Below are 14,303 nucleotides of genomic sequence, written 5' to 3'. Positions count from 1 at the left end.
GCCTATTTAAACGATTAGGAATTCCGGATCTGCTCCCAAACTTACTAAGGCTGCACAAATCTCTTCAGTAAAAATCTTGGGACCACATACGTAAAAGCGAGAATTAAAATCGCCAATGGTCTCTATTAGAAATTTTCGATCAATTCTGCGCTCGCGAAAACCAATTACTCCCTCTTGGGTAAACACATTTCTATAGGCAGGTCCCAACATGTTCGTCAATTCATCGTGCAAAATTATATCCTCTTTGGTTTTATTTGAATACAAAAGCGCGAGATTCCGCAGATTTCCACTCTCCAAAAGCGCTCTAAATATTGCAATAAAAGGCGTAATACCTGTTCCGCCAGCAATAAAAATGCCCGGTCCTTTATATTGAATTGTACCATAAACGTCGTGAAGTAGCAACTCGTCGCCCGTATTGAGCTTACCCATTTGCGACGTAACGCCTTTATGGTCTTCGTAAATTTTGACTATAAATTCTAAGTAATCCCAATGTTGTAACGAAGTAAACGTAAACGGCCGAATCTGTTTCTCCCATTCCGGCAGATTAATAGAAATATGTGCAGATTGTCCCGGAGTATAAGTAAACTCCGATGGTTTTTCTAGTACAAAGCGCTTAACGTTGTGAGAAATAAAATGTGTGTTGAGTATCTTGAGCCGCTGCATGACGATAGTTTGGTCCCCAAAGATAGAAGGATTTATAAGAAAAACAGTTTAGAGGTTAAGACACTTAAAAATTGTTATTCATTTAAGCAAACTCAAAATCACTAAACACTTCCAAAACCTCATCAAATGCTTCAAATACCGACGCAGAATCATCGCTGGTAACCATCTTCATTCGGTATTCTTTAAAATTTGGAATGCCTTTAAAATAGTTTGTATAGTGACGGCGTGTTTCAAAAACGCCTAGTGTTTCACCCTTCCAGTCAATCGCCATTTGTAGGTGACGTTTGGCGGCATAAACACGTTCAGCCATTGTGGGTGGCGGTAAATGTTCGCCAGTTTTAAAATAGTGTTTTACCTCTTTAAAAAACCAAGGATAGCCAATACTTGCACGGCCAATCATTGCGCCATCTAAACCGTATTTATCGCGCATTTCCATTGCTTTTTCGGGCGTATCAACATCGCCGTTTCCGAAGATTGGAATGTGCATTCGTGGATTGTTTTTTACATCTGCAATCGGTTTCCAATCGGCATCGCCTTTATACATTTGAGCGCGCGTTCGACCGTGAATAGACAAAGCTTGACAGCCAACATCCTGCAAGCGTTCGGCAACTTCCATAATTTTTATGGAATCGTGATCCCAGCCCAATCGGGTTTTTACGGTTACTGGAAGTTTTGTGTGCTTCACCATTGCTTCGGTTAGGCTTACCATTAAATCGATATCTTTCAAAATACCAGCACCGGCACCTTTTGAAACTACTTTTTTTACCGGACAGCCAAAATTAATATCAATCATATCTGGGCCGCTGGCTTCAACTATTTCTACACTACGAAGCATAGATTCTAAAACAGCGCCGAAAATCTGGATACCCACGGGGCGTTCCTTTTCGTAAATATCTAGCTTCATCACACTTTTGGCGGCATCGCGAATAAGTCCTTCCGAAGAGATAAATTCAGTAAAAACCACATCGGCGCCCTGTTCTTTGCAAAGTGCGCGGAATGGCGGGTCGCTAACGTCTTCCATTGGTGCAAGCAGCAATGGAAAATCTGGCAGTTGTATGTTTCCTATTTTTGGCAATTCTTTTGTTTTTGGAACTGCAAAAGTAGTAAATATCAACTAATAAGCGATGAATGAAAAAGCTTGATAACTATTAAGGTTTGTCGAAGCCAAAAAAACTGAATCTTCTCTAGCAATCGGTCGGGGTTAGTTTTATTCAATAGCGAAGAAATTAGCTATCCTTTAAGCCTATCGCCCTCATCCGTTTGTATTTCTTTGTTGTTGTCGCGAAGTCGCGCATTTCCGAAGTTATACTTGAATCCTAAACGAAATAACCTACTCTCTTGAAAACTGGTAAACCGATTGTCTTGATTGTAATATTTTGCAACAGATTCAACATTGTTAAGTGTATCGAAAACATCATCTACACCAACGGTTATACTTGCACGCTTATTCCAAAATTCTTTTCTAAAAGAAATATTTACAAAATTCTGGTTTTTGAAATAGCGGTTTCCGAAGACAAAATTAGAAATATAAAGGGCGGTAACATCTGCAGTAAACGATCGATCTTTCGTAAGCGTAAAGCTGTTATAGGTTTGCAGATATTGCCCAAAAGTATCATTAGTATAAGCATCTTGTGAACTTTCCAATGCTTCAAACTTATTCGATAAATAGAAAGATGAGGTGGATAAATGAAAATACCACCAAGACGTTAGCGAATTAAAGTAACCAATATCAAAACTGTACTGATACGCTTCAATTAAATTTGCATTCACGCTCCGTAAAACGCTTTTTTCATTATCCTGAAAAGACAAGTAAGCCAATTCGTTGTTTACGTTTTCATAATACAAATCAAAGAACCACTTATTATTTAGGGAATAAGTTAAAGTAATTTTATCTTTTATAGATGGAACTAGATTAGGGTTTCCGCCTATGTAATTATTTTCGGTTATAAAATATTTAAAAGGGTTTAAGCTTTCATACCTCGGGCGTTGGATGCTTCGGTTGTAAGCAAGACCAATGCTGTTATTATCATTAATACTATAATTTACCGATGCCGATGGGAAAACATCAAAATAGTCCTGATTGCTTGTTGATCCAAGCCTACGCGAAATAGCATTAGTTTCTGTGTATTCCGCACGCAGTCCGGCAGTAAAGCTCCATTTCTCCCATTCCTTTTCGAAGTTTATATATTCGGCGTAGATATTTTCATTATAATTGAAATCATCTGAAAGTGCATTATTGAAAGTATTTATATTATTAAGAGTATTAAAAAAGTCTATTTTGCTTTCAGTATCTATATTGCTCACTTTAAAACCAACTTCCAATTTACCACCCCAATAACCTGTAGAAACATCTGTTTGTCCCGTAAAAATATTGCTCTTCTGTGCTGAATTTGTAAAAAAGCTGTAGTTCCGTAAAAACTCATTGTCTGCCAAAAAGTAATCGGTGCTTAAACCTTGATCTTGATAGCTGTTGTAATAAATATAATTGGCCGTTGCAGAGATAGTTGCTCCGCTTTCGTTTAATTTTCTTTGATAATCTAGGGCAAAATTTAAGTTATCCTTTTTATAATTCACCTCGCTCATGGTAGTGTTTATAGAGTCTAACTGTTTTTTGGCATCATAAATAGAGGCATTCCCATTGTTATAATACGTACTTGTCGGAGCCACCGAAATACTTGAGGTTAGACTAAGTGTATTTTTTTCATCTAAGGAGAAATCTAAAACTATATTTCCATTATGATTTTCAGAATTTGTAGTTCTATTAAATTCTGTTTCCCAAATAGATTTTGTAGATACCTCATCTGGCTCAAAAAAACGGATGAAGTTATCGTCTTCTTTATACTCCTTTTTGGTATTGTAATTATAGCTGGCGTATAGGTTCAGCCATTTGTTTTTATAGAAATGTGAAGTTCCGAAATTATATTTCGGATAAATACCTTGGGTGTATGTAGTGTTTACCGAACCTTTATAACCTATTGAAATTGCCTTCGAAGTAACAATATTTAGTACTGTTCCCGCCTCGGCATCGTACTTTGCAGTAGGGTTTGTAATAACTTCAATAGATTTAATATTTGTAGCATCGGTATTTTCCAAAAGTGAAGTTACTTCCGAATCTGAAAGATAAACCCGTTTTCCGTTAATATAGATAATCGGAGATGAAAACTTTACTTGAATACTTTCGCCAATAACGACGACACCGGGCGTTTTTTTAAGAAGATCCATTGTACTGCCAACGGAAAGTGAAGTATTCTCAACATTGAAAACTAATTTCCCGACGGTTTTTTTTATGGTTGGTAGTTTTGCAACAACCACGGTCTCGTCCAGCATTTCTTGACTTGCTTTTAGAGTAATATTTCCCAAGTTCTCGTTTGAAGAAAGTTCGACGGTTTGCCGATAGTCTTCAAAACCAATATAACTGAAGATAATGCTATAGCTTCCAACTGGTAAACCCTTGATAAAAAAAGAACCATCCTCATCTGTGGTAGTTCCCTTAAATGGGCTTTCGGCTTCGGCCTTATAGACCAACACGTTTACAAAAGATAATGGAGTTTTTTCTAAATCGCTCACCTTCCCAGAGACTGTTAGGTCCTGAGCCATCATAACACTTGCCTGAAGGCAGGATAAAAATATGAATAATCTTCTCATAACAATAAGTAGACATCTGGGGCGATACCCGTTACTATGACTTTAACTTGGGGAGAAAATGATAAATCTAGCTGAAATATATCAACCGTACTACAAATATGTTAAAAATATATTCAAAACAAAATCTTGAAGGCTATTTTTTTAACTCTTAGAATGATAATAAATATAGTCACTCTTTTAATATATATTTGCAACTTATAGCACGAGAAGGAATTTTTATGAAGAACATCCGCAATTTTTGCATTATAGCCCATATAGATCACGGAAAAAGCACCTTGGCAGACAGACTTTTGGACGCCACCGGTACAGTGACAGATCGCGAAAAACAGGCCCAATTATTAGACAGTATGGATTTGGAGCGCGAGCGTGGCATTACCATTAAAAGCCACGCCATTCAAATGGACTATGTTTATAAAGGCGAAAAATATACTCTTAATTTAATTGACACTCCCGGACACGTAGACTTTTCATACGAAGTTTCACGATCTATTGCTGCTTGCGAAGGTGCGTTGCTTATCGTTGACGCGGCACAAAGCATACAGGCGCAAACCATAAGTAACTTGTATTTAGCGTTAGAGAATGATTTAGAAATTATTCCGGTGCTAAACAAAGTAGATCTTCCTTCAGCAAACATAGAGGAAGTAACAGACGATATTGTTGATCTTTTAGGCTGTAAAGCTGAAGAAGTAATTCCTGCAAGTGCAAAAACAGGTCTTGGAATCGATGAAATTTTAAGCGCTATTATTGAACGTATTCCGCCGCCAAAAGGTAATCCGGATGAATCTTTACAAGCTTTGATTTTTGATTCTGTTTACAATCCTTTTAGAGGAGTTGAAACCTATTTTAGAGTCCTTAATGGCGAAGTAAGAAAAGGGCAACACATTATGTTTATGGCTACCGGAAAAAGCTACTACGCAGATGAAGTGGGAACTTTAAAACTGAAACAAGTACCAAAAGATGTTATTAAAACAGGCGATGTAGGTTATCTAATAACAGGTATTAAAGAAGCCAAAGAAGTAAAAGTTGGTGATACAATTACAGATTCTAAAAGCCCAACAGTCAATATGATTGAAGGTTTTGAGGATGTAAAACCAATGGTTTTTGCAGGTATCTATCCTGTTGATACTGAAGAATACGAAGAGTTGAGAAACTCGATGGAAAAACTACAACTTAACGATGCTTCTCTCGTTTTTGTTCCAGAAAGTTCTGCGGCACTTGGTTTCGGTTTTCGTTGTGGATTCTTAGGAATGCTTCACCTAGAAATTATTCAGGAAAGGTTGGAAAGAGAGTTTAATATGACGGTAATAACAACCGTTCCAAACGTATCTTACCACGCCTTTACCAACAAACAACCGGATACAGTAATTTTGGTAAACAACCCTTCAGATTTACCAGAACCTTCATCTTTAAACCGCGTTGAAGAGCCTTATATTAAGGCTACAATTATTACAAAATCAGACTTTGTTGGTTCGGTGATGTCACTTTGTATTGAGAAAAGAGGTGAAATTACCAATCAAACATATTTAACAACAGAACGGGTTGAATTAACTTTCGACATGCCTTTAGCAGAAATTGTTTTCGATTTTTACGATCGTCTAAAAACTGTTTCAAAAGGATATGCTTCTTTTGATTATTCACCAATTGGATTGCGACAGTCGCACCTTGTGAAAGTAGATGTGCTACTTAATGGAAACATTGTAGATGCACTTTCTGCTTTACTTCACCGTGACAATGCTTACGATATTGGTAAAAGAATTTGCGAAAAATTGCACCAACTTATTCCAAGACAACAATTTGATATTCCAATTCAAGCGGCTATCGGCGCAAAAGTTATTGCCCGTGAAACTGTAAAAGCATTGCGAAAAGATGTTACTGCAAAATGTTACGGTGGAGATATTTCACGTAAACGTAAACTTCTTGAAAAGCAGAAAAAAGGAAAGAAGCGAATGCGCCAAGTGGGTAATGTGGAAATTCCACAGGAAGCCTTTATGGCAGTACTTAAGCTAAACGATTAATTATAAAAGCCCAGAATTTCTGGGCTTTTTCATTATATAATTTTAGTAGTTTTATTCGAAATTTTACTGCCCACAAGTAGCTCCCGCTTCTTGTAAACCTTGAATATAGACATCATAAGGTGTTCCCGTATTTTGGCCGTTAACAGATGCATTCCCATTACTTTCTTCGCAAACTTGAAAATCTGCCGTCTCAGGAGAGGAACAGGTAGTACAACTGCCGCCATCATCCTTCTTGCAAGATATAACTGACAGACCGCAAATAATAGCTATAATTAAAAAAGAGTTTTTCATTAAAAAGTAGTTTCTATGAAAACGTTTGTATTTCAAATTTATTTCTAAGCCTTTCCTTCGTTTTCGGTTCTGGTGGCGTTTACAACATCTTCAAAATCCATTGGTTTTCCTAAATATACAAGACTGCACCCAACTTCAACCTCAAGTTCTGATGGTGCATTTAAGAGGTTTAAATATCCCGTTTCGTGTTTTAGGAAAAGTGGGATCGCATTTTCGTTTTCACTTATAATATTTAGCACTCTTAAAAATTGATTGTGATTTTCCACAGGAATTTCTTGAATAGAAGGGAAGTCTTGAGCAACTTGTGTAAACTTTGTATAATCGTGGGTGTGCGAAAATAATTCTTTGGCAGAGAGCGTTTGTCTTTTCTGCATTTCATCAGAAGTCATCAATCTAAAAGTACCATTTTCACCAAAATATCTTCCAAAACGGTTAATAGCTTGTTTGTTAATTTCGTCGCTCCCAGTCATTGCAAGTAAATAACCTACATCGTTCAATTCTATATTATCTGTTAGATCGTCTGCATAGATGTTTGCCGTAAATGCCTCTAAACCTAATTCTTTTGCTCTGTTTATATTTAATTGGTTGGAATCAATAAGCACAACATGTCGGTTGTTTTTGTGTAAATACGTTGCAATAAGTCTTGATGCTTTTGAAGCACCAACCATTATAATTCCTTCAGATTTTTTTAAATAGACTCCTAGCCAGCTTGCAACAACTCTAGCTGTTGTGGCGTTCATAATTACAGTTATTAAAACCACTGCAAAAACTAAAGGTGTAATATATTCTGCTCCAACTACACCTTTTGAAACCAACTTGGTACCAAATAGTGAGGATATACCTGCAGCAACAATTCCGCGAGGGCCTACCCAACTTATAAACAGCTTTTCATTGGTTTTAAGCGAGGAGCCAATGGTACTGGCAAAGACCGTCAAAGGCCGAAGTATAAAAATTACTATTGCCAATAATATTGCTGTTTTCCAATTATAAACTAGCAATAAGTCTTCAACACTTATGTTTGCCGCAAGTAAAATGAATAATATAGAAACCAATAAAACGCTTAGTGATTCCTTAAAATAAAGAAGCTCCTTTAGGCTTGGCAAATCGCTATTACCAAGAAACATTCCCATTACCACTACAGCCAAAAGCCCAGATTCGTGTGCGAATAAATCACTTATAACAAACACTGCCATTACTAGCGAAAGAGATACCACATTTGATAAATAGTGCGGTACGAGTTTCTTTTTTATAGCGAAATAGAGCGCGTACCCTGCAGTAATTCCGAAGGACATTCCTATTAAAACAATTTTTCCGAAATCTAACAATGCCTGTTTAGTATAGCCAGAATCACCTTCTACACTAATAAATTCGTATACAAGTACAGCAACTAAAGCACCAATGGGGTCAATGAGAATTCCCTCCCATCTAAGAACAGCAGCCACATCTTTTTTAAGTGGAATATTTCTTAAAATAGGAGTAATTACGGTTGGTCCCGTAACAATTATTAAGGCCGAAAAAAGAAAAGCAATACGCCAATCGAGTCCAAACACATAATGAGCAGCAACACCAGCACCTATAAAAGTGATGGCAGCACCAATACTAATCAACTTACCAATGGATGGTCCTACTTTTGAAATTTCGTCTCTTTTTAAGGTGAGTCCACCTTCAAAAAGAATAATTCCTACGGCCAAAGACACAAAATAGAAAAGATTTTCACCGGGAAATAATCCCTTTTCGCCATTCCAAATAGGTTGAAGCCATTGAGTTCCATCTTCTGACAAAAATGTGGAAATCGGACCAACTAGTAGTCCTATCAAAATTAAAGGTAAAATAGCCGGGATTTTAAATTTCCATGCGACCCACTGGGCCAGGATTCCGAGAATTATAATTCCTGCAAGTTCTACCATTCAGTTGGGTTTTCGGTAAAAATAAAGATTTTTCGCTTCCACGAAACACTAATGAATTGTTAAAAATAGTATAATTAAGTTATACTTCGGTCTTTGGTCTCTAAGGCTTTTGTTAATTTGCGATTCATTTCTTCAAATTATGAAATTATTCCCTATTGAATCCGGCAATTTTAAACTAGATGGTGGCGCTATGTTTGGCGTTGTACCAAAAACTCTTTGGACCAGAACCAACCCAGCTGATGTAAATAATATGATAGATATTGCCGCGCGATGTCTTCTTATTGAAAACGGCGATCGGCTAACGCTAATCGACACTGGAATGGGTAATAAACAAAACGATAAATTCTTTAGCTACTATTACCAATGGGGCGATCATAATTTGGACGATTCCCTTAAAAAATATGGGTTTCATCGCGATGACATAACAGATGTTTTTATGACGCACCTACACTTTGACCATTGCGGAGGAAGTGTACAACGGAATAAAGACCGAACGGGTTACGAGCCAGCCTTCAAAAATGCTACATATTGGAGCAATAAAGATCACTGGCAATGGGCAACCGAACCCAACCGACGGGAACAAGCTTCCTTTTTAAAAGAAAATATCATGCCCATGCAGGAAAGCGGGCAGTTAAAGTTTGTGACGCAACCCAACTCAGATTTTGCAGAGGCAAGCGAACTCGATTTCGGAATTTTATTTGTTGACGGGCACACAGACAAGCAAATGATTCCGCATATAAATTATAAAGGAAAAACGCTGGTATTTGTGGCAGATTTATTGCCTACAGCGGGCCATTTACCACTTCCGTTTGTGATGGGTTATGATACTCGACCGTTGCTGACACTTCCCGAAAAAGAAAAATTTCTAAACAAAGCAGCGGAAAACAATTTCTATCTTTTAATGGAACACGATGCTCACAACCCAATAATTACCGTAAAAAATACTGATAAAGGTGTTCGTCTAAACGAAACATTATCACTCACCGAATTTTTTAATTAATTCCTTATTTCAAAAATGAAAATTTTTAAGATCACTCTTTTTGCAGTTGCATTATCAACTGTATTTGCAAGCTGCGGTAGTGGAGCAACTATTGTTGCCACACCAATTTCAAACATTGATTCAAACCCCATAAAAATAGTACCGCTTACAGATGCGCAACTTAAACACTGGCCAGCGATGGATTTAGTGAAAGATACCGTTCCAGGTATGAGCGTAGATAAAGCCTACAGCGAAATAATTAAAAAACGTAAAGGCACAAAAGTAATTGTAGCTGTAATTGATAGTGGAGTAGACATTGAACATGAAGATCTTAAAAACGTAATCTGGACCAACCCAGGCGAAATAGCCGGAAATGGTATTGACGACGACAATAACGGTTTTATAGACGATATTCACGGTTGGAATTTTCTTGGCGATATTACCGATGAAAACATGGAATATGTGCGTATCATCAGAAAATTGAAGCCAAAATTTGAAGGGAAAAGTGAATCTTCAATTAGTGCTGCAGACCGCGAAGATTACGCATTGTATCTAAAAGCAAGTGCTGAATACGAGAAGGAAGTTTCAGAGATAATGGCTAATAAAGAACGTTACGGGCAGATTGTTTCGCAACTGAAGCCAACGCACCAATCAATGGCTAAGAAACTTGGTAAAGAAAATTATACGCAAAAAGATTTAGCCGCTATAACTAATCCTTCACCACAAGAAAAGCAACAAATAGCAATGCTTAACCAAATGCTGAACTTTGCAGAATCCGTACCTGAAGTTTTGAAAGAACTTGAAGGCGGTTTAAAATATTTCGACGGAAGATTGAAGGGTAATTTTAATATGACTGAAGATTTTCGTGGCGTTTTAGGCGATGATCCAGACGATATTACGGATAATGTTTATGGTGATAACAATGTAGCAGGACCAGACCCTACCAAAGAAAATGTAAAACACGGAACTCACGTTGCAGGTATAATTGCCGCAGAACGCAACAACGGTATTGGTATGGACGGCGTTGCAAATAATGTAGAAATTATGGCTGTTCGCGCAGTTTCTGAAGGCGATGAGTATGATAAAGATATTGCGTTAGCAATTCGTTATGCCGTAGATAATGGTGCGAAAGTAGTAAATACAAGTTTCGGAAAATACTATTCTCCACATGCAGACTGGGTTTATGAAGCTATAAAATACGCAGCTTCAAAAGATGTTTTAATTGTGAACGCTTCTGGAAACGACGGTTTCGACTTAGATACCGTAAACATTTATCCAAACGATCAGATTGATAATGGAACCGAAATGGCAGATACATTTTTATCTGTGGGTGCACTTAACTTTGAATATGGAAGCGAAATTGTGGCAAACTTTTCAAACTACGGAAAAACAAACGTAGATGTATTTGCTCCAGGCGTTAAAATTTGGGCAACCACACCATTAAACACTTATGAATATTTACAAGGAACTTCAATGGCATCTCCTGAAGTTGCTGGAGTAGCTGCAATGATTCGTTCGTATTATCCAAACCTTTCCGCAAAACAAGTAAAGCAAATTTTGATGGATAGTGGACTTTCAATAAATACAAAAGTAATCTTGGCTGGTGAAGCTTCCAATACCGAATCTTTCTCAAATATTTCAAAATCTGGTAAAATTGTAAATATGTATAACGCCTTAATAATGGCCGATAAAATGTCTAAATAATGAAGCTAATTGTAAATCTATTTTTCTTATCAGCAGTATTTTTTTCGGCTGTAGCTCAAAATAACACTAGCTATTGGCAGCAAGAAGTTGATTATAAAATGAACGTTCAAATGGACGTGAAAACCTTTCAATATAAAGGTACGCAAGAGTTGAAATACACAAACAACTCTCCCGATACTTTAAACAAGGTTTTTTATCACCTTTACTTTAACGCCTTTCAACCCGGAAGCGAAATGGATGTGCGTTCGCGCAATATTGCCGATCCAGATAGCCGAGTGACGGATAGAATTTCAAAATTGTCTCCTGAAGAAATTGGGTATATTAAACCTACATTATTCACTCAAAGTGGTGTTGCAGCAAAATATAGAATTAAAGGAACAGTGATGGAAGTTATGCTTAACCAACCCATCCCACCAGGCGAGAGCACCGTATTTAATATGGAATGGGATGCACAGGTTCCATTGCAGGTTCGTCGTTCAGGCAGAGATAGTTCAGAAGGTGTTGCATTAACAATGACGCAGTGGTACCCAAAACTAGCAGAATACGACTTTGAAGGTTGGCACGCCGATCCTTATATTGGCCGTGAGTTTCACGGGGTATGGGGTAATTTTGATGTTACTATCACTATCGACGCAGACTACACTATCGGTGGAACTGGTTATTTACAAAATCCGGCGGAAGTTGGCCACGGCTACACAGCCCCCGGACAAAAATGGATGAAACCTAAAAAAGGAAAATACACTTGGCACTTTTTAGCGCCAGATGTTCACGATTTCGCCTGGGCGGCAGATAATGAATATGTGCACGACACTTACCCAGGACCCAATGGCGTAACGCTTCATTTTTTCTATAAAAATGATCCTGAAATTGCCGAAAACTGGAAAAATCTTCAGCCTAAAACTGCAGCATTAATGGAATTTTTCAACGAGCAAGTTGGGCAATATCCTTATGAGCAGTATTCAGTAATTCAAGGTGGAGACGGTGGAATGGAATATGCCATGAGCACGATGATTACCGGTGGTCGCGAGTTTGGAAGCTTAGTGGGAGTAACAGCTCACGAGCTGGCACATTCTTGGTTTCAATTTGTTTTGGCAACAAACGAACTTAAGCACGAGTGGATGGATGAAGGTTTTACCTCATACATTTCAGACGAAGCGATGAATTATGTTATGGAGGAAAACAAGCCAAATCCGCATGCTGGTTCATACAGAGGTTATTTATATATGGCCACTAGCGGAAAGGAACAACCACTAACCACGCACGCAGATAGATATGCTAGCAACCGCGCTTATGGCGTAAATGCATATAGCAAAGGCTCTGTATTCTTAACGCAATTGGGGTACATTATTGGCCCAGAGAATCTTTCAAAAACGTTGAAGCGCTATTACTCAGATTTTAAATTCAAGCATCCAACGCCAAACGACTTTATTCGCACTGCGGAAAAGGTTTCAGGATTTGAGTTAGATTGGTATTTAATGGATTTTACGCAAACAACAAATACCATAGATTACGGCATAAAAGCTGTTGAAAATGAAGGAGAAAACACGAAGATTACTTTGGAAAGAATTGGTTTAATGCCATTGCCAATAGACCTTTATGTAAATTATGAAGACGGGACGCAAGAGTTATTTTACATTCCATTGCGAATGACTTGGGGCGAAAAACCAAATCCGTTTACAGATTTAAAACGAACTGTTTTAGAAGACTGGGCGTGGGCATATCCAACCTATACTTTTGAAATAAAAAACGGTAAAAAAATAAAAAATATGATGATTGATGCCACACGACGAATGGCCGATATTAATCCTGACAATAATTTATGGGAAGCCCCCTAGCCCCCAAAGGGGGAAATTGTTGAAATGACATTAGACCTCAAAGGTTTTAAAAACCTTTGAGGTCTTTCTTTTTATATATTTACAGCGTGAACCAAAAATTTCCAAAACCTCAAAAATTAAAAAGTTCTAAAACGATTGAAAAATTGTTTTTGGAAGGTGAAACGCTTTTTAAATTTCCTATAAAAATATTTTTTCTTCCGAAGGAAAATATTGAAACTCACCTTGCCGCATTCGCTGTTCCGAAACGGAATTTTAAATCTGCTGTGGATCGAAATCGGGTAAAAAGACAGCTTCGCGAAGCATACCGACTTAACAAACATTTGCTTGAAGAAATTCACGGCAAGAAATTTGTGATGCTCATTCTTTATTTAGGAAAAGTAAAACCGCAGTATGCCGAGCTGGAAAAAGCAATGCAAAAGCTGCTTAAAAAATTAGGGGATGAAAATAATTAGCACGTTACTTTTATTGTTTGTCTTGGGATGTTCGGATGGAAGTTCCAATAAAAATTATGCGGGAGATTCTTCAATGGCAGATGTAAAGATGATGACAGAAGCTTCATTTACGCAGCAACTCACGCCTCCGCCACAAGAAGAACAGAAAATAATTAAAACTGCCCGCTTAGCTTTTGAAACAATTGATGTAGAGGCCACGCACAAAAAAATTCTTCAGCTTGCATCGCAATACAAAGGCTTGGTGCAAAGTGACAATAGTGGAAAAGATTACAACCGTCTTTATAAAAACTTAATTGTTCGCGTTCCCACAGAAAACTTTCAACCCTTTATCGATGGTGTTTCTGAAGGGGTGGCTTATTTCGATAGTCGCGAAATTAACCGACAAGATGTTTCCGAAGAATTTGTAGATCTGGAAGCGCGTTTAAAAGCAAAACGCCAACTTGAAAGCAGATATCTGGAATTGCTGAAAAAAGCCAACAACGTAAAAGATATGCTTGAAATAGAACGCGAACTTTCAAATATTCGTGAAGAAATTGAAGCAAAACAAGGGCGTTTGCAATATTTGCAAAGTCAAGTATCTATGAGTACCGTGAATATTGAATTCTATAAAACCACTGCCGAAACTGGAGTTACTCAATCGTACGGTCAAAAAATGAAAAACGCTATGCAAGGCGGCTGGAATGGTATTTCGGTGTTTTTCTTAGGCATTTTATACCTTTGGCCTTTATTCCTCGTTGCAATTGTAGTTGTTGTCATTCTTCGTATATTGTTAAAAAAGAAAAGGAAAACGCATTAAAATTTCAGAAAACTGC

Annotated in this window: 11 protein-coding genes; 6 read left to right on the top strand and 5 right to left on the bottom strand. The window is 37.5% G+C overall.

The window, feature by feature from the left end; all coding sequences use genetic code 11:
• Positions 1-6: 6 nt before the first annotated feature.
• The 3 genes from AC3RVG_RS04825 to AC3RVG_RS04815 all read right to left on the bottom strand — a co-directional run bounded on the left by AC3RVG_RS04825 (position 7) and on the right by AC3RVG_RS04815 (position 4,308).
• Positions 7-663, bottom strand: a complete 657-nt coding sequence (locus tag AC3RVG_RS04825) for an FAD-binding oxidoreductase (protein WP_489690314.1) — start codon at positions 661-663, stop codon at positions 7-9.
• Between the two features lie 82 nt (positions 664-745).
• Positions 746-1,738 (bottom strand): tRNA dihydrouridine synthase DusB, encoded by a 993-nt coding sequence (gene dusB / locus AC3RVG_RS04820; RefSeq protein WP_489690313.1) that lies wholly within the window; start codon positions 1,736-1,738, stop codon positions 746-748.
• Between the two features lie 155 nt (positions 1,739-1,893).
• Positions 1,894-4,308 carry a TonB-dependent receptor domain-containing protein gene (locus tag AC3RVG_RS04815; protein WP_489690312.1) on the bottom strand — a complete coding sequence of 805 codons (2,415 nt, stop codon included), beginning with the start codon at positions 4,306-4,308 and terminating at the stop codon, positions 1,894-1,896.
• Positions 4,309-4,526: 218 nt separating this feature from the next.
• Between AC3RVG_RS04815 and lepA the strand changes: the two genes are divergently transcribed.
• Positions 4,527-6,323, top strand: a complete 1,797-nt coding sequence (lepA, locus tag AC3RVG_RS04810; RefSeq protein ID WP_489690311.1) for a translation elongation factor 4 — start codon at positions 4,527-4,529, stop codon at positions 6,321-6,323.
• Between the two features lie 63 nt (positions 6,324-6,386).
• Here the strand turns inward: lepA and AC3RVG_RS04805 are convergent, their stop codons facing one another.
• Complete coding sequence (locus tag AC3RVG_RS04805; RefSeq protein WP_489690310.1) at positions 6,387-6,614, bottom strand: hypothetical protein; 228 nt, start codon at positions 6,612-6,614, stop codon at positions 6,387-6,389.
• 44 nt (positions 6,615-6,658) lie between these two features.
• Positions 6,659-8,521: a cation:proton antiporter gene (locus AC3RVG_RS04800; protein ID WP_489690309.1), complete on the bottom strand. Its 1,863-nt coding sequence runs from the start codon at positions 8,519-8,521 to the stop codon at positions 6,659-6,661.
• Positions 8,522-8,660: 139 nt separating this feature from the next.
• Here AC3RVG_RS04800 and AC3RVG_RS04795 point away from each other — a divergent pair, with 139 nt between their 5' ends.
• The 5 genes from AC3RVG_RS04795 to AC3RVG_RS04775 all read left to right on the top strand — a co-directional run bounded on the left by AC3RVG_RS04795 (position 8,661) and on the right by AC3RVG_RS04775 (position 14,287).
• On the top strand, positions 8,661-9,521 hold the full coding sequence (locus tag AC3RVG_RS04795; protein WP_489690308.1) for an MBL fold metallo-hydrolase: 861 nt from the start codon (positions 8,661-8,663) through the stop codon (positions 9,519-9,521).
• A gap of 15 nt (positions 9,522-9,536) precedes the next feature.
• Complete coding sequence (locus AC3RVG_RS04790) at positions 9,537-11,204, top strand: S8 family peptidase (protein WP_489690307.1); 1,668 nt, start codon at positions 9,537-9,539, stop codon at positions 11,202-11,204.
• Positions 11,204-13,039 (top strand): M1 family metallopeptidase, encoded by a 1,836-nt coding sequence (locus AC3RVG_RS04785; protein WP_489690306.1) that lies wholly within the window; start codon positions 11,204-11,206, stop codon positions 13,037-13,039. Before AC3RVG_RS04790 ends, AC3RVG_RS04785 begins: the two co-directional genes overlap by 1 nt.
• Positions 13,040-13,125: 86 nt before the next feature.
• Positions 13,126-13,491: a ribonuclease P protein component gene (rnpA, locus tag AC3RVG_RS04780; protein ID WP_489690305.1), complete on the top strand. Its 366-nt coding sequence runs from the start codon at positions 13,126-13,128 to the stop codon at positions 13,489-13,491.
• A complete protein-coding gene (locus AC3RVG_RS04775) occupies positions 13,478-14,287 on the top strand; it encodes a DUF4349 domain-containing protein (protein WP_489690304.1) in 810 nt (269 codons plus the stop codon). The genes rnpA and AC3RVG_RS04775 overlap by 14 nt, the downstream gene beginning before the upstream one ends.
• The last annotated feature ends 16 nt before the right edge of the window (positions 14,288-14,303 follow it).

The organism is Aequorivita sp. IT1282 (assembly GCF_058068205.1).
The sequence above is the reverse complement of the archived record's forward strand: the minus strand, read 5'-3'. Positions and strand labels throughout refer to the sequence as shown.

Excerpts from the sequence above, each read along its gene's own strand:
- AC3RVG_RS04825 (WP_489690314.1), bottom strand. The coding sequence starts at position 663 with ATGCAGCGGCTCAAGATACTCAACACACATTTTATTTCTCACAACGTT.
- AC3RVG_RS04815 (WP_489690312.1), bottom strand. The coding sequence starts at position 4,308 with ATGAGAAGATTATTCATATTTTTATCCTGCCTTCAGGCAAGTGTTATG.
- lepA (WP_489690311.1), top strand. The coding sequence starts at position 4,527 with ATGAAGAACATCCGCAATTTTTGCATTATAGCCCATATAGATCACGGA.
- AC3RVG_RS04805 (WP_489690310.1), bottom strand. The coding sequence starts at position 6,614 with ATGAAAAACTCTTTTTTAATTATAGCTATTATTTGCGGTCTGTCAGTT.
- AC3RVG_RS04800 (WP_489690309.1), bottom strand. The coding sequence starts at position 8,521 with ATGGTAGAACTTGCAGGAATTATAATTCTCGGAATCCTGGCCCAGTGG.
- AC3RVG_RS04795 (WP_489690308.1), top strand. The coding sequence starts at position 8,661 with ATGAAATTATTCCCTATTGAATCCGGCAATTTTAAACTAGATGGTGGC.
- AC3RVG_RS04790 (WP_489690307.1), top strand. The coding sequence starts at position 9,537 with ATGAAAATTTTTAAGATCACTCTTTTTGCAGTTGCATTATCAACTGTA.
- AC3RVG_RS04785 (WP_489690306.1), top strand. The coding sequence starts at position 11,204 with ATGAAGCTAATTGTAAATCTATTTTTCTTATCAGCAGTATTTTTTTCG.
- AC3RVG_RS04775 (WP_489690304.1), top strand. The coding sequence starts at position 13,478 with ATGAAAATAATTAGCACGTTACTTTTATTGTTTGTCTTGGGATGTTCG.